This is a genomic window from Rhodococcus sp. PSi06, assembly GCF_054960675.1.
In genome coordinates this window covers 143,729-164,425 of the sequence record NZ_JBHNYO010000010.1, presented here as the reverse complement: position 1 = coordinate 164,425, position 20,697 = coordinate 143,729, and the positions used below count along the sequence as shown (strand labels likewise).

General features: G+C 65.1%; 19 protein-coding genes. 12 read left to right on the top strand and 7 right to left on the bottom strand.

The features are described 5' to 3' along the window. Positions 1-94: 94 nt before the first annotated feature. Positions 95-3,913, top strand: a complete 3,819-nt coding sequence (locus ACFI9K_RS14945) for a multifunctional oxoglutarate decarboxylase/oxoglutarate dehydrogenase thiamine pyrophosphate-binding subunit/dihydrolipoyllysine-residue succinyltransferase subunit (protein ID WP_462664214.1) — start codon at positions 95-97, stop codon at positions 3,911-3,913. A gap of 251 nt (positions 3,914-4,164) precedes the next feature. Here ACFI9K_RS14945 and ACFI9K_RS14940 read toward each other — a convergent pair whose 3' ends face one another. Further along, entirely contained in the window at positions 4,165-4,809 is a 645-nt protein-coding gene (locus ACFI9K_RS14940; RefSeq protein ID WP_222093604.1) for a TetR/AcrR family transcriptional regulator, read from the bottom strand. Between the two features lie 69 nt (positions 4,810-4,878). On the opposite strand from ACFI9K_RS14940, the gene ACFI9K_RS14935 reads away from it, so the two are divergent. From ACFI9K_RS14935 to ACFI9K_RS14925, 3 genes are read left to right on the top strand one after another with little or no spacing between them, the layout of a single operon-like run. Continuing rightward, complete coding sequence (locus tag ACFI9K_RS14935) at positions 4,879-6,447, top strand: flavin-containing monooxygenase (protein WP_462664213.1); 1,569 nt, start codon at positions 4,879-4,881, stop codon at positions 6,445-6,447. After that, positions 6,444-7,277: an SDR family NAD(P)-dependent oxidoreductase gene (locus tag ACFI9K_RS14930; RefSeq protein ID WP_462664212.1), complete on the top strand. Its 834-nt coding sequence runs from the start codon at positions 6,444-6,446 to the stop codon at positions 7,275-7,277. Before ACFI9K_RS14935 ends, ACFI9K_RS14930 begins: the two co-directional genes overlap by 4 nt. Positions 7,278-7,289: 12 nt before the next feature. After that, positions 7,290-8,243, top strand: coding sequence for an alpha/beta hydrolase (locus tag ACFI9K_RS14925; protein WP_462664211.1), 954 nt, complete (start codon positions 7,290-7,292; stop codon positions 8,241-8,243). Here ACFI9K_RS14925 and ACFI9K_RS14920 read toward each other — a convergent pair. Next, a complete protein-coding gene (locus ACFI9K_RS14920) occupies positions 8,199-9,089 on the bottom strand; it encodes a glycine betaine ABC transporter substrate-binding protein (protein ID WP_462664210.1) in 891 nt (296 codons plus the stop codon). The genes ACFI9K_RS14925 and ACFI9K_RS14920 overlap by 45 nt on opposite strands. 206 nt (positions 9,090-9,295) lie before the next feature. On the opposite strand from ACFI9K_RS14920, the gene ACFI9K_RS14915 reads away from it, so the two are divergent. The 4 genes from ACFI9K_RS14915 to ACFI9K_RS14900 are packed head-to-tail and all read left to right on the top strand — an operon-like array spanning position 9,296 to position 12,772. Further along, entirely contained in the window at positions 9,296-10,270 is a 975-nt protein-coding gene (locus tag ACFI9K_RS14915) for an ABC transporter substrate-binding protein (protein ID WP_462664209.1), read from the top strand. Continuing rightward, the gene (locus ACFI9K_RS14910; RefSeq protein WP_462664208.1) at positions 10,270-11,421 is read left to right on the top strand and encodes an ABC transporter ATP-binding protein; all 1,152 of its coding nucleotides are present in this window, start codon (positions 10,270-10,272) and stop codon (positions 11,419-11,421) included. The genes ACFI9K_RS14915 and ACFI9K_RS14910 overlap by 1 nt, the downstream gene beginning before the upstream one ends. Next, entirely contained in the window at positions 11,418-12,083 is a 666-nt protein-coding gene (locus ACFI9K_RS14905) for an ABC transporter permease (protein WP_462664207.1), read from the top strand. Before ACFI9K_RS14910 ends, ACFI9K_RS14905 begins: the two co-directional genes overlap by 4 nt. Further along, complete coding sequence (locus tag ACFI9K_RS14900; RefSeq protein ID WP_462664206.1) at positions 12,080-12,772, top strand: ABC transporter permease; 693 nt, start codon at positions 12,080-12,082, stop codon at positions 12,770-12,772. The genes ACFI9K_RS14905 and ACFI9K_RS14900 overlap by 4 nt, the downstream gene beginning before the upstream one ends. Before the next feature lie 104 nt (positions 12,773-12,876). On the opposite strand, the gene ACFI9K_RS14895 is transcribed toward ACFI9K_RS14900, so the two are convergent. The 4 genes from ACFI9K_RS14895 to ACFI9K_RS14880 all read right to left on the bottom strand — a co-directional run bounded on the left by ACFI9K_RS14895 (position 12,877) and on the right by ACFI9K_RS14880 (position 16,093). Continuing rightward, the gene (locus ACFI9K_RS14895; RefSeq protein WP_462664205.1) at positions 12,877-14,082 is read right to left on the bottom strand and encodes an NAD(P)-dependent malic enzyme; all 1,206 of its coding nucleotides are present in this window, start codon (positions 14,080-14,082) and stop codon (positions 12,877-12,879) included. 279 nt (positions 14,083-14,361) lie between these two features. Beyond that, positions 14,362-14,649 carry a hypothetical protein gene (locus ACFI9K_RS14890; RefSeq protein ID WP_462664204.1) on the bottom strand — a complete coding sequence of 96 codons (288 nt, stop codon included), beginning with the start codon at positions 14,647-14,649 and terminating at the stop codon, positions 14,362-14,364. Beyond that, complete coding sequence (locus ACFI9K_RS14885) at positions 14,646-15,260, bottom strand: MarC family protein (RefSeq protein WP_462664203.1); 615 nt, start codon at positions 15,258-15,260, stop codon at positions 14,646-14,648. Before ACFI9K_RS14885 ends, ACFI9K_RS14890 begins: the two co-directional genes overlap by 4 nt. Then, positions 15,257-16,093 carry a PHP domain-containing protein gene (locus ACFI9K_RS14880; protein ID WP_462664202.1) on the bottom strand — a complete coding sequence of 279 codons (837 nt, stop codon included), beginning with the start codon at positions 16,091-16,093 and terminating at the stop codon, positions 15,257-15,259. Before ACFI9K_RS14880 ends, ACFI9K_RS14885 begins: the two co-directional genes overlap by 4 nt. 57 nt (positions 16,094-16,150) lie before the next feature. On the opposite strand from ACFI9K_RS14880, the gene ACFI9K_RS14875 reads away from it, so the two are divergent. Beyond that, entirely contained in the window at positions 16,151-17,239 is a 1,089-nt protein-coding gene (locus ACFI9K_RS14875; protein ID WP_462664201.1) for a magnesium and cobalt transport protein CorA, read from the top strand. A gap of 141 nt (positions 17,240-17,380) precedes the next feature. Then, positions 17,381-18,349, top strand: a complete 969-nt coding sequence (locus ACFI9K_RS14870; RefSeq protein ID WP_462664200.1) for an esterase/lipase family protein — start codon at positions 17,381-17,383, stop codon at positions 18,347-18,349. A gap of 7 nt (positions 18,350-18,356) precedes the next feature. On the opposite strand, the gene ACFI9K_RS14865 is transcribed toward ACFI9K_RS14870, so the two are convergent. After that, the gene (locus tag ACFI9K_RS14865) at positions 18,357-18,941 is read right to left on the bottom strand and encodes a suppressor of fused domain protein (protein ID WP_462664199.1); all 585 of its coding nucleotides are present in this window, start codon (positions 18,939-18,941) and stop codon (positions 18,357-18,359) included. Between the two features lie 79 nt (positions 18,942-19,020). Between ACFI9K_RS14865 and ACFI9K_RS14860 the strand changes: the two genes are divergently transcribed. After that, a complete protein-coding gene (locus ACFI9K_RS14860) occupies positions 19,021-19,737 on the top strand; it encodes a metallophosphoesterase (RefSeq protein WP_222093618.1) in 717 nt (238 codons plus the stop codon). After that, positions 19,727-20,590 (top strand): chromosome partitioning protein ParB, encoded by an 864-nt coding sequence (locus tag ACFI9K_RS14855; RefSeq protein ID WP_462664198.1) that lies wholly within the window; start codon positions 19,727-19,729, stop codon positions 20,588-20,590. The genes ACFI9K_RS14860 and ACFI9K_RS14855 overlap by 11 nt, the downstream gene beginning before the upstream one ends. Positions 20,591-20,697: the final 107 nt, after the last annotated feature.

Genomic DNA, 20,697 nt, shown 5'->3' with positions numbered 1-20,697 from the left:
CGTCCCGGACGCACGCGAGCTCGACCAAAGGTCTAGCCTGGACATGTACGCGCGCTGAACGGGAACGAAGACAGAAACGAGGCGAACTACTGCCGTGAGCAGCAGCTCTACTACCCAATTCGGACAAAATCAATGGCTGGTCGACGAGATGTACCAGCGATTCAAGCAAGACCCTTCCTCCGTCGACGCGAGCTGGCACGAGTTCCTCACCGGTTACGACCCCGATGCAGTGACCGACGAAGCCACCAGCAGCTCGAACGGTGCGTCCGGTAACGGCAACGGCGCAGCCTCGAACGGTAGTTCGGCCAAGTCCGCTCCCCCCGCAGCACCCGCGCCTCCCGCCAAGCCCGCCTCGGCTCCGCAGAAGGACACGGCTCCCAAGGACACTGCTCCCAAGGCCGCTGCCCCGAAAGCCGACGCTCCCAAAGCCGACGCTCCCAAGGCCGCCCCCTCGAAGCCTGCAGCCGCCAAGCCGGCCGAGAAGAAGGCCGCTCCGGCGAAGTCCGCCCCCGCTGCCGCGGAGTTCGGCGAGGAGTCGAGCAAGATCCTGCGCGGCGCAGCAGCAGCGGTCGCGAAGAACATGTCCGCCTCGTTGCAGATTCCGACCGCAACCAGTGTTCGTGCGATTCCGGCGAAGTTGATGGTGGACAACCGTCTCGTCATCAACAACCACCTCGCTCGCACGCGCGGCGGCAAGATCTCGTTCACGCACCTGCTCGGGTACGCCATCGTGCAGGCCGTCAAGGCGTTTCCCAACATGAACCGCCACTTCGCCGAGGTCGACGGCAAGCCGAACGCCGTCACTCCGGCCGCGATCAACCTCGGTCTGGCAATCGATCTGCCCGGCAAGGACGGCAACCGCTCGCTCGTCGTCGCTGCCATCAAGAACACGCAGGACTTCACCTTCACGCAGTTCTACAACGCATACGAGGACATCGTTCGTCGCGCGCGTGACGGCAAGCTCACCGGCGAGGACTTCCAGGGCGTCACCATCTCGCTGACCAACCCCGGCGGAATCGGAACCGTGCACTCGGTGCCGCGTCTGATGAACGGCCAGGGTGCCATCATCGGTGCCGGCGCTATGGAGTACCCGGCGGAATTCCAGGGTGCCAGCGACGAGCGTCTCGCCGAGTTCGGCGTCGGCAAGCTCATGACGCTGACCTCGACATACGACCACCGCATCATCCAGGGTGCCGAGTCGGGTGACTTCCTCAAGACGATCCACAACCTGCTGATCAGCGACGAGTTCTACGACGAGCTGTTCCATTCGCTCAAGATCCCGTACGAGCCCATCCGCTGGCGCAAGGATCTGCCCGAGGGCACGGTCGACAAGAACACCCGCGTGCTCGAGCTCATCGCGGCTTACCGCAACCGCGGTCACCTGATGGCCGACACGGACCCGTTGCAGTTCACCAAGGACAAGTTCCGGATGCATCCGGACCTCGACGTGATCAGCCACGACCTGACGCTGTGGGACCTCGACCGAGAATTCAAGGTCGGCGGATTCCACGGCAAGGACAAGATGAAGCTGCGCGACGTGCTCAGCGTCCTGCGCGACTCGTACTGCCGCCACGTCGGCGTCGAGTACACCCACATCCTCGAGACCGAGCAGGTCTCGTGGCTGCAGGAGCGCGTCGAGGCCAAGCACGTCAAACCGACTGTGGCGCAACAGAAGTACATCCTCAGCAAGCTCAACGCCGCCGAGGCCTTCGAGACGTTCCTGCAGACCAAGTACGTCGGCCAGAAGCGCTTCTCGCTCGAAGGTGCCGAGTCGGTCATCCCGATGATGGATTCAGTCATCGACCAGAGCGCCGAGTACGCCCTCGACGAGGTCGTCATCGGTATGCCGCACCGCGGTCGCCTGAACGTGCTGGCCAACATCGTCGGCAAGCCCTACTCGAAGATCTTCACCGAGTTCGAGGGCAACATGAACCCGGCCGCCGCACACGGCTCCGGTGACGTGAAGTACCACCTCGGTGCCGAGGGCACGTACATCCAGATGTTCGGCGACAACGACATCAAGGTCTCGCTCACTGCGAACCCGTCGCACCTCGAAGCCGTCGACCCTGTTCTGGAAGGCCTCGTCCGGGCCAAGCAGGACCTGCTGGACAAGGGCACCGGCCAGGGCGGCTACTCCGTTCTGCCGCTGATGCTCCACGGTGACGCGGCCTTCGCCGGCCAGGGTGTCGTCGCGGAAACGCTGAACCTGTCCGATCTGCGCGGCTACCGCACCGGCGGCACCGTCCACATCGTCGTCAACAACCAGGTCGGCTTCACCACGTCGCCCGAGTTCTCGCGTTCGTCCGAGTACTGCACCGATGTGGCCAAGATGATCGCTGCGCCGATCTTCCACGTCAACGGCGACGACCCCGAGGCCTGCGCCTGGGTCGCTCAGTTGGCGGTGGACTTCCGTCAAAAGTTCCACAAGGACGTCGTCATCGACATGATCTGCTACCGCCGTCGCGGTCACAACGAGGGCGACGACCCGTCGATGACCCAGCCGGCCATGTACGACGTGATCGACACCAAGCGCAGCGTCCGCAAGAGCTACACCGAATCGCTCATCGGCCGCGGCGACATCTCGCTCAAGGAAGCCGAGGACGCTCTCCGCGACTACCAGGGACAGCTCGAACGCGTCTTCAACGAGGTGCGCGAACTCGAGAAGTACACCCCGGAGCCCAGCGAGTCGGTCGAGCTCGACCAGCAGTTGCCGGCCAAGCTCACCACGGCCGTCGACAAGGCCGTTCTGCACCGCATCGGCGATGCGCACCTCGACGTTCCCGACGGCTTCAACGTGCACCCACGCGTCAAGCCGGTGCTCGAGAAGCGTCGCGAGATGGCGCACGAGGGCAAGGTCGACTGGGCCTTCGGCGAGCTGTTGGCCTTGGGATCGTTGGTGGACGAGGGACGCAACATCCGTTTCTCCGGCCAGGACACGCGCCGCGGCACGTTCACCCAGCGACACTCGGTGATCATCGACCGCAAGACCGGTGCCGAGTACACCCCGCTGCAGAACATCGGCAGCGACAACCCCGGCAAGTTCATGGTCTACGACTCCGCACTGAGCGAGTTCGCGGCCGTCGGCTTCGAGTACGGCTACTCCGTGGGCAACCCGGAGGCGCTGGTGATGTGGGAAGCGCAGTTCGGCGACTTCGTCAACGGCGCTCAGTCCATCATCGACGAGTTCATCTCCTCCGGTGAAGCCAAGTGGGGCCAGCTCTCCGACGTCGTGCTGCTGCTGCCGCACGGCCACGAGGGTCAGGGACCCGACCACACGTCCGGACGCATCGAACGCTTCCTGACGCTGTGCGCCGAGGGCTCGATGACCGTCGCGCTCCCCTCGACTCCTGCCAACTACTTCCACCTGCTGCGTCGGCATGCGCGTGACGGAATCCGTCGCCCGCTGATCGTCTTCACCCCGAAGTCGATGCTGCGCAACAAGGCTGCAGTGAGCAACATCGAGGACTTCACCGACGGCAAGTTCCACTCGGTGTTCGACGAGCCCACCTACGACACCGGCACCGGCGACCGCAGCAAGGTCAAGCGCGTGCTGATGGTCAGCGGCAAGCTCTACTACGAGCTCCTCGCTCGCAAGCAGAAGGACAACCGCGACGACGTCGCGATCGTCCGCGTCGAGCAGCTGTACCCCGTGCCGGTCCGCCGGATCCGGGAAGCACTCGAGAGCTACCCGAACGCAACGGAATTCCGTTGGGTTCAGGAAGAGCCTGCGAACCAGGGTGCATGGCCGTTCTTCGGACTCGCACTGCCCGAGCTCATGCCCGAGAAGCTGGTCGGCATCAAGCGCATCTCCCGTCGCGCCATGTCCGCCCCGTCCTCGGGATCGAGCAAGGTGCACGCCGTCGAGCAGCTCGAAATCATCGACGAGGCCTTCAACAAGGTCGGCGAAGACTAGTCACGTTCGGTAACAACAGCGGCCCACTTCTTCGGAGGTTGGGCCGCTGTTGTCCTTGCTGGGTCCCCGGGTTGGGCTCCCCCGGAGTGTGGATCAATGTGGGATTCAGTCGCTCAGAGTGCAACAGAGTCGCATTCATTCGACCGGGGCCACGGCGGCACATCGGATGAATGCAAGATTCAGTCGGTCAGACTGCAACAAAGGCGCATTGATCCCAACCAGGGCAGGCGGGCGCGGACGAGCGGACGAACTCAGGCGTCCGCGTCACCGCCCAGGAGTGCGGAGATCATGCCCGGAGCCAGTGCGACGGCAGGTAGGGCGTTGACATTGAGGTCGATGAGTTCGTCGCGGCTGATGTGTGGGTCCCGGAGCCAGGTGATGGTCGCTTCCTCCACGAAGGCGATCCAACCGCGCACGGCGAGGTCGATGGTGGGGGTCACGTCCATGTCGAGGCCGGCGAGTTGGACGAGGGTGCGCTCGGCCATCGTGGTGCGGGTCTGCTCGAACACCTCGCGCATCGAGGGGTCTCCGCTCGCGGTTCCGCGAAGCAGGGAGATGAAAGTGTCGCGTTTCTCGGTGACGTAGTCGACGTAGTTGGCGATGGAGTCGCGGAGGATTTCGAAGGGTTCGAGGTCGGGGTCGGGAGCGGTGCGCTCGATCATCGACCGGGAGGCCTCGCGAACTATTTCGAGGTGAAACTCCTGCTTGGACGAGAAGTAGTGGAACAGTAGTCCTCGCGAGACACCTGCTTGGTCTGCGATGTCCTCGACCGAGATCTGTTCCAGTGGCCGGTCGGCGAGCATCTCGGTACCGAGCTCGATCAGTTGAGCTCGGCGTTGCTCGGGACTGAGCCTGGTCCTCTTCGTCGTCGCGCCGGGGCTGTTCACGAACGCCATGCAACCACCCTACTGAATGTTAGTCAATAACTATTGACTCACACTCAATAAGCTTCTACGCTCCCCTACATGAGTCTTCCCGTAACAGACACTTCTGACCGTGCAACGGCGCCGCGTCACGTCGATACGCTGATCATCGGTAGCGGATTCGCCGGCCTCGGTGCCGCGATCAAGCTGACGAAGGCAGGCAAGAAGGACTTCGTCGTCATCGAACGCGGCCACGACGTCGGCGGCACCTGGCGCGACAACACCTACCCCGGTGCCGCCTGCGACGTGCCCTCGCACCTGTACTCGTACTCGTTCGCACTGAACCCGGACTGGACTCGCTCCTTCTCCACTCAGCCCGAGATCCAGAAGTACATCTCCGGGGTGGCGCGCAAGTACGGCGTCATGGACAAGCACGTGTTCGGTACCGATGTGACATCGGCTCGCTGGAACGCCGAGACCAACCGCTGGGACGTGAAGACCACCTCGGGCGACTACACCGCGAAGATCGTCGTGTCGGCCGTCGGCGCACTGTGTGAGCCGAATCTGCCCGACATCAAGGGCATCCAGGACTTCGAGGGCGACGTCTTCCACTCCGCTCAGTGGAATCACGATGTCTCGCTGGCAGGCAAGCGCGTTGCCGTCATCGGCACCGGCGCGTCGGCGATTCAGATCGTGCCGGCCATCGCCGGCAAGGTGAAGCACCTCGACGTCTACCAGCGCACCGCGCCGTGGATCCTCCCACGTGCCGATCGCCCGTACACCAAGCTCGAGCGCTTCGCCTTCAAGCACGTTCCCGGCTTTCAGCGCCTCTCTCGCGCCGGCATCTACGCGATGCGTGAGACCCAGGTCGTCGGACTCGCGAAGAACCAGGCGTTCATGAAGCCCCTGCAGTGGGCATCGCAGAACCACCTGCGCACCCAGATCAAGGACAAGGCGCTGCGCGCCAAGGTGACGCCGAACTTCCGCATCGGCTGCAAGCGCATGCTGATCTCGAACGCGTACTACCCCGCGCTCGCCCAGAGCAACGTCGATCTCGTCACCGACGGCATCGCGGAGGTCCGCGCGGGATCCATCGTGACCAAGGACGGCACCGAGCGGCCGATCGACGCACTCGTCGTCGCCACCGGCTTCCACGTCACCGACTCCCCCGCCTACCAGGGCATCACCGGCAAGGACGGCCGCACGTTGGCGCAGACCTTCGAAGAAGGTGGCCAGCAGGGCTACAAGGGCGCGGCTGTCGCGAACTTCCCCAACATGTTCTTCCTGGTGGGCCCCAACACCGGCCTCGGGCACACCTCGATGGTGTTCATGATCGAATCGCAGATCAACTACCTGGTCGACGCGTTGAACACCATCGACAGGCACGACATCGGCACCATCGAAGTACGCAAGGACGTGCAGGACGAGTACAACGTCACCCTGCAGGATCAGCTCTCCAAGAGTGTGTGGATGAACGGCGGGTGCGCCAGCTGGTACCTCGACAAGCACGGCAACAACACGACACTGTGGCCCGGCTTCACCTTCGAGTTCCGCAGAATCACCAAGCAGTTCGATCTCGACGCGTACCGTAGCGTCGCCTCTGCAGACCTCACTTCCGGAATTTCGGCGAACACCGCCGGCAACAGCACAGACAAGGCGGTCGCTCGATGAGCACATTCACAGGCAAGGTAGCCGTCGTCACCGGCGCAGGCTCGGGCATCGGCCGGGCTCTGGCCCTCGAGCTGGCCGGACGCGGAGCGAAGTTGGCACTGTCCGACGTCGACACCACAGGGCTGGACGAGACAGTGCGACGGGCCGAGGCATTGGGTGCCGAGGTCAAGTCCGATTTCTTGGATGTCTCCCAGCGTGAGACGGTTCTGGACTACGCCGAGGCCGTCGTCGCGCACTTCGGCAAGGTCAACCAGATCTACAACAACGCCGGTATCGCGTACCACGGTGATGTCGACAAGTCCTCGTTCAAGGACATCGAGCGCATCGTCGACGTCGACTTCTGGGGAGTCGTCAACGGCACCAAGGCATTTCTGCCGCACATCAAAGCCTCCGGCGACGGCCACATCATCAACATCTCCAGCCTCTTCGGCCTACTGGCAATGCCGTCGCAGTCCGCGTACAACGCTGCGAAGTTCGCCGTCCGCGGGTTCAGCGAGTCGCTACGGATGGAAATGCTGATCTCGAAGGCACCGGTGAAGGTCACCGTGGTGCACCCCGGCGGAATCAAGACCGCGATCGCCCGCAACGCCACCGTCGCCGAGAACTTCGACCAGGCCGACGTGGCGAAATTCTTCGACGCCAAACTGGCCAAGACCACCCCGCTCGACGCGGCCAAGACCATCCTCAAGGGCGTCGAGAAGGGCAGGGGGCGCGTGCTCATCGGTTCCGACGCCATTGCGCTGGACCTGCTGCAGCGCATCACCGGTTCGCGTTACCAGGGTCTGATCGCCGCAGTCTCCAAGCGTGCCATGCCACGCACGAAGAAGTAGGCGGGTGGCGTCGTGAAGGCCTTTTACGTACCCCTGCCGATCGTTGCGGCAGCACTCAAGCCGTTCTACCGCCTCGCGCTCAACCCGCGCCTGTCTTTCCCGGCGCAGCGGGCCCTTCTCGAGGCCGCGGCTCCGGCTCAGACGCTGCCGCACGGAACGGTCTCGCAGAAGATGACGCTCGCGGGCCGCACAGCCGAGCGCGTCACCGTCGGCGCGACCGAACGCAACACAGCGATTCTGTATCTGCACGGCGGCGCGTACACGATCGGATCGATCAACACGCACCGATCATTGGCTGCGCATCTGGCCCGGGAATCGGCCAGTGCGGTCTACGTGCTCGATTACCGGTTGGCCCCGGAGAACCCGTACCCGGCCGCACTCGACGACGCGGTGGCCGCGTTCCGTGAGCTGGTCCGATCCCACGGATTCACGGCCGACCGCATCGCCATCGCGGGTGATTCCGCGGGCGGTGGGCTGACGGTGGCCACTGCCCGCCGACTGGTGGACGACGGGACCAGCCCGGCCGCCCTGGGCCTGATCTCGCCGTGGGTCGATCCCGGTGCCCGCGACGCTGCCAAGGACCGCGACATGGTGGTCAACACCGGCTGGTCGTACAGCTCGGCCGACGCGTATCTGGGTGCGGGCGATCCGCTGGATCAGGGCTTCGCGCCACTCCTGGGAAACCTGGACGGGCTGCCGCCGATCGTCATGCACGTGGGCACCGACGAAGTCCTGTACGCACAGATCACCGCATTCGCGGACAAGCTGCGCCTGTCCGGCGTGGAGCTGGAGCACGTCGAATACAAGAAGCTCTGGCATGTTGCTCACCTGCAGGCGTCGATCCTGCGTGAAGCAGCCCAGGCCGTCCAGCACATGGGCGGGTATCTGGGCCGCAAGGTCAGGGCCTCGAAGAACGATGACTCACAGGTTGTGCTCACCGAGCCAGCGGCCAGCGACATCGCCTGACGCGGCACCACTGCGGACCTCTCCGATCATGTCGGCGAGGTCCGCAGTCGTCAGCTCCCCCGCCACCACCGAGAACGACCTCAGCGCGTTCTCACCGAGCACCCCGTTGCGGTACAGCGGAACGACGTTCTGTGCCGAATAAACGTGGTCGTCGTCGGCCAGAGTCGTCAGATCTTTCGCGAGCGGACCGAACGACGCGGTGCGGATCGCGAGAACGTCGACCTCCCCGGCGTTCACCCCGTCGACGGCGGCCTGCGCGTCGGCATACGGGGTGACATCGGTGACCGACGCGCCGGAGAACGTGGGGACCCGCTTCGATGTGAAGACAGGCACCACGTCCATCGGATCGAGCTCACCGTCCACGATTCCCACGGTCCTCTCCTCGCGACCCAGGAACTCCGTCACGGTCTCGTCGCCGGATTCACTGCCCGACTCCACCGCGATCGCGATCCGATCCTCGGCCGTCGCGTAATCCCCCACCGACAGTCCGGCGGGCAGTGAGCGGTTGAGTTCCGTGAACACGTCCTCGGCCTCGGTTGCCGCGGCCGAGGTGTCGAAGGTCCGCAGTAGGTCGCCGGTCAGGTCGGGAATCATCGTCACCTCACCGCGGTCGAGGGCCGCGAGGTACTCGGACCGATCACCCAGATTTTCCTCGACCGAGACGTCGGCCCCGGTCGATCGAAGGCCACCGGCATAGATGTGCGCGAGCAACCGGGAGACGTCCGAACTGCCGGCTCCGACGACGACTGGTCCAGGAGCGGGCGCGGTCGACTCGGCGGTACTGCAGCCGCCGAGGAGCCAGGCGATCGACATCACCACAGCGGTGGTCAGCACCGACGAACGCACTGTATTTCCTCCTGTTCACTGCCCATTGGGTTTACCGATCCCGACGGCGGGGCACTAGTGCGAACGAGACGGTAGTCGAACCAACCTTATGGGCACGCTGATTTCGACTACCATCCCGAGCAGCCCGAGTACTGGTTCTTCCGATGCCCCCGGGGGCCGATCGGCAGCCATGGGTAGGACTGTGCCCGAACCGATGGAAGGACACCATGACCACCTCCCGAATCACGCGTGCGTTCTCCGCTCCGAGGGCTGTGGCAGCCGTTGCCGCACTCGCTCTCTCGGTCACCGCCCTGACCGCCTGCGGCGGAAATTCGGATCCGCTGTCCAGCGGTGGCGGCGAAACCAACAGCGACACCAACTCGATCATCATCGGCTCCGCGAACTTCCCCGAATCCGAGACCGTGGCCAATGTCTACGCCGAGGCGCTGCGCGCCAACGGTTTCGAGGTGACCACCAAGCTGAACATCGGCAGCCGTGAGGCCTACATCCCCGCGGTGCGGGACGGGTCGATCGACATGATTCCCGACTACACCGGAAACCTGCTCCAGTACTTGGACGAGTCCGCGACCGCCACCTCCTCCGACGACGTGCTGGCGGCACTGCCCGCCGCACTCGGCGACGACCTGACGGTGACGGCCCAGGCACCCGGCGAGGACAAGGACGCCGTCGTCGTCACCCGCAAGACCGCCACCGAGCGCAACCTCACGACGGTCGGCGACCTCGCGCCGTTCTCCTCGGACGTCACCTTCGCCGGTACTCCGGAATTCCAGGAGCGCGTCGGCGGCCTGCCCGGTCTGCGCGACAAGTACGGCCTGGACATCTCGGCCGGCAACTACATCCCGATCTCGGACGGAGGCGGCCCCGCCACCGTCGAGGCTCTGGTCTCCGGACAGGTCGTTGCCGCGGACATCTTCACCACCTCGCCTGCGATCGCGCAGAACGACCTGGTGGTGCTCGAGGACCCGGAGAACAACTTCGCGGCCCAGAACGTCATTCCGGTGCTGCGTACGGCCAAGCAGTCCGACAAGCTCACCCAGGTTCTCGACGCCGTCTCGGCGCAGATCACCACCGACGAGCTGATCGCGCTGAACACCTCGGTGTCCGGTGACGAGAAGGTCGAGCCCGCGGCAGCAGCAGCAGCCTGGGTCAAGGAGAAGGGCCTGGACCAGCCGGTCAGCTGATGATCACCTTCGAGCACGTCAACAAGACCTATCCGGACGGCACCACGGCAGTCGACTCCCTGGACCTGGTGATCGAGCCACACTCGTTCACCGTGTTCGTGGGGCCGTCCGGCTGCGGCAAAACCACGTCGATGCGCATGATCAACCGCATGATCACCCCTACCTCGGGCGTGATCACGGTGGACGGTCGCAACATCGCCGACAACGATGCCGTGAAACTGCGCCGAGGCATCGGCTACGTCATCCAGAGCGCCGGGTTGCTTCCCCATCGCACTGTCGTCGACAACGTCGCCACCGTGCCCGTGCTCAACGGCGAATCTCGTCGCGCAGCACGCAAAGCTGCACTCGACGTGCTCGAGCGTGTCGGCCTGGACCCGGCGTTCGCCTCGCGTTACCCGGCGCAGTTGTCGGGTGGGCAGCAACAGCGAGTGGGCGTGGCGCGAGCGCTGGCCGCCGACCCGCCCATCCTGCTGATGGACGAGCCCTTCAGCGCGGTGGACCCCGTGGTTCGTGAAGAACTGCAGACGGAGATGCTGCGACTGCAGGCCGATCTGAAGAAGACGATCGTCTTCGTCACCCACGACATCGACGAAGCCGTCCGGCTCGGTGATCACATCGCGGTCTTCGGACCACAGGGCCGACTGCAGCAGTACGACAAGCCCGAGACGGTACTGGCGGCACCTGCCACCCCGTTCGTGGCCGGTTTCGTCGGCCGTGACCGCGGCTACCGAGGCCTGTCGTTTCGGTCTGCGCAATCGGTGACGATGCACCCGATCGAGACGGCCACGCAGGACGAGGTCAGCAGTCTCCGACTCGACCAGGGTCAGTGGGTACTGGTGGTCGACTCGCAGCGGCGTCCGCTCGGCTGGATCGATACGACCGGCGTCGAGAAAGTGCGCGACGGCAAGAGTATCGACGAGAGCACGGCTGCGGGTGGGTCGCTGTTCCTCGAGGGTGGTGACCTGCGGCAGGCACTCGATTCCGCGATCTCCTCGCCGTCGGGCATCGGCGTTGCGGTCGACTCTTCCGGCGCGGCAGTCGGCAGTGTCGACGGTGCCGAGATACTCGAAAACCTTGCTGCACAACGCAAGTCCGAGGACTCGGAACGCAACCGGCACCACTTCCGCACGGCCGGGGACGCAGACCGGTGACCTGGCTGTTCGACAATTTCGATGTCGTTCTCGGCTACACGAAGACGCACCTGTACCTCTCGCTGGTACCGCTGTTCGTCGGACTGTTGATCGCCATTCCGCTGGGCACCGTCATTCGCAACACCCGTTGGGTTCGTCGAATAACGTTGACGGTGGCCAGCATTGCGTTCACCCTTCCGTCGTTGGCACTGTTCGTCACCATCCCCGCAGTGGTCGGTCTTCCCGTTCTCGACCCACTGAACGTCGTGATCGCTCTGGCGGTCTACTCGACCGCACTGCTGGTGCGCGCCGTACCCGAGGCACTCGACTCGGTACCGTTCGCCGTCGTCGATTCCGCCCAGGCCATGGGATATTCGACTCTGCGCCGGGCAGTGACCGTCGAACTGCCACTGGCACTTCCGGTGCTCATCGCCAACATCCGGGTCGTCGCGGTCACGAACATCTCATTGGTCTCGGTGGGCTCGGTGATCGGTATCGGCGGTCTCGGTCAGCTGTTCACGCAGGGCTATCAGCGTGACTACCCCGATCAGATATTCGCGGGCATCATCTCGATCGTGTTCCTGGCGTTGGTGTTCGACGCCGCCCTGTTCCTCCTGGGCCGTCGACTGACCCCGTGGACGCGCCTCGGCACGGGCCCGTCGAAGAAGAAGGCACGCGCATGAATCTGTTCTCCGAGGCGTTCTCGTACATCATTGACAGCGGAAATTGGTCCGGCCCAACGGGAATCGGCGCTCGGCTGATCGAGCACATGTGGTACAGCCTGCTGGCGGTACTGGTCTCCGCCGTGATCGCCGTACCCATCGGCCTGCTGATCGGTCATCTACGACGCGGCGAAGCCGTGATCGTGGGCCTGGTCAACGCACTGCGTTCGCTGCCCACCCTCGGCATCCTGGTGTTCCTCGTTCTGGTGATCGGGTTGGGGCTGGTGCCGCCGATCATCGCACTGGTGTTGCTCGGCATTCCGCCGCTACTGGCCGGCACGTACTCCGGTATCGCCAACGTCGACGCGAACGTGGTGGACGCCGCCCGCGCCATGGGCATGACGGAAACCCAGGTGTTGTTTCGGGTCGAGATCCCGAATGCGCTCCCCCTGATTCTCGGTGGGCTCCGCAACACCACCCTGCAGATCATCGCCACCGCGACCATCGCGGCCTACGTCAACCTCGGCGGACTCGGCCGCTACATCTTCGACGGCCTGGCGTTGTACGACTACGGACGGGTTCTGGTCGGAGCGATCCTGGTGGCCGTGCTGACCCTGGTCATCGACGGTCTACTCGCCCTTGCAGTGTGGACATCGGTCCCGGGAACCGGCCGGCTGCGGCGGATGCCGACCGGACTGGCGAAGGTCTGATTCGGCGAAGGTCTGACCCGCGCGCACAGAAACCCTTCGAACGAAAGACACCGGCGAACCACCGGCCCGGGTAGGGCAGGGTTCGCCGGTGTTTTTTCGTTTTCCTACGCGACGCCCTCGGCTCGCGCTGCTGCCGCAACTGCGTCCGCAACGGCCGGGGCGACACGAGGATCGAGTGGGCTGGGCACGATCTTGTCCGCAGCCAACTCGTCGCCGAGAACCGAGAGGATTGCCTCGGCAGCGGCGAGCTTCATGCCTTCGGTGATCCGGCGAGCGCCCGCGTCGAGCGCGCCCTTGAACACACCGGGGAAGGCGAGAACATTGTTGATCTGGTTCGGGAAGTCGCTGCGTCCGGTCGCGACGATGGCGGCGTACTTTCTCGCCACCTCCGGGTGGATCTCCGGATCGGGGTTCGACAGCGCGAACACGATGGCCTGCGGGGCCATCGAGGCGATGTAGCCCTCGTCGACCTTGCCCGCGGACAGACCGAGGAACACGTCGGCCCCGGCCAGAGCATCGCCCGGTCCCCCACTGATGCCCCGCGGGTTGGTGCGGGCGGCCAGATCGGCCTTGACGGCGCCGAGGTCGCCGCGACCCGCCGAGATGATGCCCTTGGAATCGAGCACCACGACATCGGAGATTCCGGCTGCGAGCAGGATGTTGGCGCACGCCACACCCGCAGCGCCCGCACCGGACACGACCACTCGAAGCCCGGCCAAGTCTCTGCCCTGCACTCGGGTGGCACCGGTCAGCGCGGCCAGGACGACGATGGCAGTGCCGTGCTGATCGTCGTGCATCACCGGGCAGTCGAGCGCCTCGACGACGCGTCGTTCGATCTCGAAGCAGCGCGGAGCCGAGATGTCCTCGAGGTTCACCGCACCGAAACTGTGCCGCAACCGCACGATCGTTTCGACGATCTCGTCGACGTCGTTGGTATCGAGGACGATCGGGATGGAGTCCAGACCGGCGAACTTCTTGAACAGTGCCGCTTTGCCTTCCATCACCGGCAGCGACGCCCGAGGGCCGATGTCGCCCAGGCCGAGCACCGCGGAACCGTCGGAGATGACCGCGACGAGCCGATCGGTCCAGGTGTAACGCTTGGCGAGCGACGGGTCGGCGGCAATTGCGCGGCTGACCTGAGCCACCCCGGGGGTGTAGGCGATGGACAGATCACGCTGGGTTTCGAGCGGGGCCGCCAACTCCACCGACAGCTTTCCGCCGAGATGCCCGGCGAAGATCTCCTCGTCGGTGATCCCGGCCTGTACTGCCGGTGCTGAATCCGATGCTGTGGTGTCTTCGACTGCCGTCACGGTGAAAGCTCCTCGCACTGTCGGCCTCGACCAGCAAGGCGACGCATGTCAACGAAGTGAGTGGTTCTGGGAATGGACAACGCTCGGAGTGCGCCAGTGCTGGCTGCAGACTGCCGAAAGCGTGTCTCGCACGTGCGGTGGGTGTGCCGACACGATCAGCGACGGGCTGTAGCCCGATCGGTGGCCCCAGTGTGCCACACCGCTGCTACAACTGACCACAGAGTCAGATGCAGACCCCGGACCGTGCTGCCGCCCCGGTCCTCACTGCCACCCCGGTCACTACTGCCACCATTGCGTCCACAGCACCAGGGCCGTGACGCCGAAGACGACGAGCGCACCGACGAACGCGGTGAACCCGCGCCGATGATCTGCGATGCGCTGGGCGACGACGGCCACCACGGCGGCGGCGATGTGCGCACCGACCGACAGTCCGCCCGGTCCCGGGAAACCGCGGGACTGCCCGAGATATTGCGTGACGGCGACACCGATCGCCAGGACTACCAGCCCGGCGGTGACGACTCCGCTGAGCCCGCGTAGGAATCGGAGCCCCGCTCCGGCGCCGTTCATCCGCCGGCCACGAATCCGCGGACCGAGTCCGCGATCAATTGCACCGCGATGGCGGCGAGCAACAAACCGGCGATGCGTGCCAGCAGCGAGATGCCACCTTCACCGAGGAGGCGGATCAGGACCGTGGAGAATCGCAGAATCAGGAAGAACAGCACGTGAATAGTGATGATGCCCAACGCAATCGCCAGCAGCGAGCTCGCATCACCGTCGGCCTGGCTGACGTAGACGATCACCGCGGCGATGGCACCGGGGCCTGCCATCAGCGGAGTCCCGAGCGGCACCAGGGCCACGTTGACGTCCTCGGCCGCGGAATCTCCGCCCGCACCTTTGCCGGTGAGCAGCGACAGCGCGATGAGCAACAGCAGTAATCCGCCCGCGCCCTGAAGAGCCGGGATGCCGATGTGCAGGTAGCTCAGAATTGCCTGGCCGCCGATGGCGAACACCGAGATGACGGTCAGCGAGACGGCGGGTGCCTGCCACGCGGCCTTGTTTCGAGCTTCCTTGCTCTTGCGGCCGACCAGGGACAGAAACACCGGAATCGCGCCGGGCGGGTCCATGATGACGAACAGGGTGATCAGCACGGTCAGGTACAGCGTCACGTCGAATGTCATGAGCGAGCCGCCGCAACGATTCGATCGTATTGCTCTGGGGCCGTGGAGTATTCGCCCAGTTTCACGGTCTTGTTGGTCCCGTGGTAATCGGAGGATCCGGTCACGATCAGATCCAGTTCTGCGGCGAGAACGGCCATCACCACCGTGTCCTGCGGCGAGTGATCCATGTGATGCACCTCCACTCCGCCCAGCCCCAACGGCGTCAGTTCTCGAATCTGGTCCAGGTCGAGGATCCGGCCACGCGCGCGAGCCCGAGCATGGGCGAGCACGCTGACCCCGCCGGCCGCCGCGATCATCTGCACCGCGGCCTCGAGCGGAGTGTCCACCTTCTCCACGTAGTACTTGCCGCTGGTCGCCAACGGACCGGCGAACGCCGCGTTCATATCCGGGACGTACCCGGCATCGATCAGCGCGCGGCCGAGATGGGGACGTCCGGCTGCGGCCCCGGCCGAGGCCAACACTGCGTCGGGATCGATCGGCAGACCGTCGGCCGCCATCTTCTCGGCGATGGCTCGCAACCTCGTCACCCGTTCGCCGCGCAGCCGCGCACGCTCGGCCGCGAACGCTTCGTTCTCGGGGTCGAAGAGGTACGCGAGCAGGTGTACAGGAACCGGTTCGCCGTCCTCGCCGCGTCCGGTGCACGAGAGTTCCATACCTCGTACGAGCGTGAGACCGGGAGGAACGGCGGCGGCCGCTTCGTCCCAGCCCGAGGTGGTGTCGTGGTCGGTCAGCGCCACCACCGACAGTCCCGCCGCCGACGCGGCACGAACCAGCTCGGCCGGGCTGTCGGTACCGTCGGACGCCGTCGAGTGGGTATGGAGATCGATGAGCACCTCGACAGTGTTCCAGGCTCGCCGTCTCGTCGTTTTGCTGGCGTACGATTGCCCGCCATGCCGTCCCTTCCACCTCGCCCGTCGCTACCGTCGCTGCATCGACGAGGACCCAAGGCCGCACCCGACGCGGGGCCGAGAATTCCGGTGCCCACGGCCCGCGCGATCGTCGACTGCGCGGTGTACGTGCACGGCTCACGATTGCCCGGAAGATTCACCCACACCTCGGCCATCGCAGAGGTTCGTGCGCGCGGCGAGGGGTTCGTGTGGGTAGGCCTGCACGCGCCCGACGACCATCAGATGAACGCGATCGCGCAGTGCTACGGGTTGCACGAGTTGATGGTCGAGGACACCGTCCACGCACACCAGAGACCGAAACTCGAACGCTACGACGACGTCGCATTCTTGGTGCTGCGCACGGTGAAGTACGTCGAGCACGAGTCGGTCACGACCGCCAACGAGATTGTCGAGAGCGGGGAGATCATGGTGATGGTCGGCAGCGACTTCGTCATTACCGTTCGGCACGGTGAACATTCGGGGTTGGCCGGGGTGCGGCAGCGCCTGGAAGCGAACCCGGAACAGCTCGCACTCGGCCCGTCCGCGGTGCTGCACGCGGTCGCCGATCACGTCGTCGACGAGTACCTGGCGGTGACCGAGTCCATCGAGCGGGACGTCGACGGCATGGAAGAGGAAGTGTTCTCCCCGCACCATCACGTGCCCATCGAGAACATCTATCTGCTCAAGCGCGAGGTCGTCGAACTGCGCCGGTCGGTGACGCCGCTGTCGACGCCGTTGGCTCGCCTGGTCCAGGAGCCGAGCGTGCCCAAGGCGGTGCGACGGTATCTACGCGACGTACAGGACCACCACACCACCGTCGCCGAGCGCATCTCCGAGTACGACGAGGTCCTCAGTTCTCTGGTCGACGCCGCGTTGGCCCGGGTGACGATGCAGCAGAACCTGGACATGCGCAAGATCTCGGCCTGGGTGGCGATCGCCGCGGTGCCGACCATGGTCGCGGGCATCTACGGGATGAACTTCGACAACATGCCCGAGCTGCACTGGACCTACGGGTACCACCTGATCGCCGCGATCGTCGCCTGCGTGTGCATCGGATTGTGGAGGACGTTCCACAAGAACGACTGGCTGTAGCAGCCGCGTTCGACAGTTGGACATCGTCCAACGTCAGCAGATGGTCACTGGTGATTGCCCCGACCCCCGGCGGGTGAGGCGCCCATCGGTTCTACCCGGATGAGACTGCAGTAGCCCTGCACTGTTCTCCGGAAGGGATCGATGAAAATCCGCTCGCTGGTATCGGCTGTGGCCGTCGCCGTGATCTGCTCGTCCGCCGCTGGAACCGCGTCGGCTCAGCCCGTTCTCACCGATCCCGCCGGCCCACCGCTGACCGTCGCGCAGGCCGATCTCGACAAGGCACTCACCTGCACCGCGGATCTGCACGACGCCACCCGCGATCCGGTTCTGCTCACCCCGGCGTTCGCCACCGACCAGCAGTCGTTCGGCTGGAACTACCTGCAGTCCTTGCCTGCCGTCGGAATCCCGGTGTGCAGCCTGTCGTTTCCCGACGAGGGCTACGGAGACCTGCAGATCTCGGCGCAGTACGTGGTGCACGCAGTTCGGACGATGGCCGCCGACAGTGGCCGCAAGGTGGTCATGATGGGCCACCAGCACGGCCCCTTGGACGAACTCTGGGCGCTGACGTTCTGGCCGGACCTGCCTGCGCTGGTATCGGATGTCATCTCTCTCGCCACCCCGTACAACGGCACCGATTCGGCCCGCAACGGCTGCGACGACTCGCAAGAGTGCCCACCGGCGAACTGGCAGATCGCCACCGGATCGAACTTCCTCACCGCACTGGCCGCCCGCCCTCTGCCGGTGGGCCCCAGCTACACCTCGATCTTCACGCGATTCGACGAACTGATCTATCCGCAGCCTCGTGCGAGCACCCTGCGCGGTGCCGCCAACATCGCCGTGCAGGACGTCTGTCCGCTGCGGCCGGTGGAACACTTCGGCATCCTCGGCGACAACGTCGCGTACAACATCGTCCTCGACGCACTCGACCACGACGGACCTGCAGTCCGCGGGCGCATTTCGCGGAATCTGTGCTTCACCGTCACGATGCCCAATCTGCGCCCCACGCGAGGATCGGGAGCTGCGGGGTCGAACTATTTCGCGGACACACAACGCCACTTCGAGGAAGATTCGGTTGCTGCAGAACCGGAATTGGCGTCCTACGCGCGCTGACAGACCGTCAGAGACTGGCGGCGGAACGATTCGGGTCGCGGACGTCGATGCCGGCCTCGGCCCAGGCCTCACGCAGCGCGTCGGCTCCGCGTAACCGGACCCAGGCGGCCTCGGTCCCGGTCAAAGGAACTGCGGCGAAGAAGTGCACCGGGTCGTAGGGCTCGGGCAGCGGCAGATCCGCGATGTCGCTCGGCCCGAGCAGTACGGCCGTGAACGGCGCGTTCGTCCACAGCGGCTCACCGAGATCGAGGAGAGCATCCTCCACCAGTACGACGCCCTCCACCGCCGGCGAGGCGGCAAGCACGGCCAGGCTCTTGTGGACGCCCGACGCCACCCCGGCCCCACCGCGAAGGGTGAGTACCAGTTCGGCGCGAGGGCCACGGGACGGGTCGGCGACCATGTCATTGGGGTCGGCCATCGGATGACGCGAGCAGCCGAGGCTGACGTACCGCACCACCTCGGAGTCCGCCGCGAATCGCAGCACGTCCAACGACTCCAGACCGAGGAACGTCACGGACGCGGACGACGGGTTGTCGTCGCCGATCTCGGTCACCAGATGTGCGCGTACTGCGGTAATGACACTCTCGCTCACCTATCCCATCCAACACCACCGGTGCCCGGGAAGTCCGTTCGGAGGTGCCACCGCACCGGAGGTGGGTACCGTCGTACCCGTGGTCTCCGTTCTCGCAGTGTCCGACGAAACGATCGAATCCCTGTGGAGTCCGCAGGTGAAGTCGCTCGGAGTCGATCTGATTCTCGGCGCGGGCGACCTTCCGTTCGACTACCTCGAATACCTCACCGATACCTTGAACGCGCCGTGCGTGTTCGTGCCCGGCAACCACGACGCGGACCTCACCGGCTACTCCGCCGGACGTGCGGGGTGGATGCGTGCAGGGCTCCCCACCACCTGGCCCGGGCCCGTCGGTGCCGTCAACGCCGACCGCCGCATCGTGTCCGCGGCCGGCCTTCGGATCGCCGGTCTCGGCGGTTCCATCCGCTACAACGGTGGGCCAAATCAGTGGACCCAGCGGCAACAGCGTCGGCGCTCACGCACGCTGACTCGAACGTTCGCGTGGCATCGCACTGTGCGCAGAGACTCTCGGCCCCTGGACATTCTGCTGACCCACAGTCCCCCGCTCGGCGTCGGCGACGAGACCGACCCCGCCCACATCGGTTTCGACTGCCTCGACGAGGTGACCCGCCAATTGTCCCCACAGTTGTTGTTGCACGGCCACATTCATCCGCACGGCACCACCCCCGAAGATCTCACCCTGCACGGCGCAGCAGTGATCAACACCGTCGGATACACCCTGCTCGAGGTCGAACCGGGCGGGCAGAGAACGGAATTCGAGACACCGAGGATCGTGAGGCGCAGGCATGGCACGTGACACCGGCTTTCCGGCCGCCGACGCGGAGAACGACTTCACCCGCCAACGCCGACGCGCCGACGTCGCACGGCTGGTCGGATGGCTCCGGCGTCAGCCCGACGACGTCAACACCATCCTGCCGTTCGACGAGGTGGTCGCCGCCCTCGGCAAGGTGGGCGAACGCCATCTGGGTCTGCAGGTCATTCGCGTCGAGACCATCGTCGGAAGTGTCGATCGCACTCGCGATTTCGATCGTTTCTTCCGTCCGACGTCGGCGCGAATCCGCGAACGTTGGCAACGACTGGCGGCCGCTCAACGACGCGGCGAAGCAATGCCGCCGATCCAGGTCTATCGCATCGGCGGCATGCACTTCGTCGTCGACGGCCATCATCGCGTGTCGATCGCGTTCGCCATGCATCGAACATCCATCGATGCCGTCGTCACCGAAATCATCACGCGCATCTCGCCCGAGGGCATCACTCGGCGCGGTGACCTGTTGATCAAGGATCATCGCCGCATCTTCTTGAGCCGGGTGCCCCTGGCGGGACGCGCGCGCGAGGCGGTACAGGTCACCGATCCGTTCGATTACGCACAATTGAGCGAGTCCGTGGAGGCGTGGGGATTCCGATTGATGCAGGAGGTCGGCGAATTCGTCGACCGCGGTACCGTCGCCCGGCGCTGGTTCGGTGAGGAGTATCTGCCGGTGGTCCGGATGGTGCGGGCGGCCGAGATTCTCGAGGACTGCACCGATGCCGAGGCCTATCTGTGGATGAGCCGGGAGCGCTACCGCCTGGTGCGCGAGCACGTGTGGAACGACGAGATCGTCAGCGAACTACGGCAGAAGGCGCTCGGAAAACCCAACCGGGGGCAGTAATTTCTCGAACCGACGTACCTGGGCCGGCATCGGGTGGACGCGTGGTCGATAATTACTTAGGTGCGTTCAACATTTTAGTTCGTTCGGTATTTTTCGATTGCTCTACG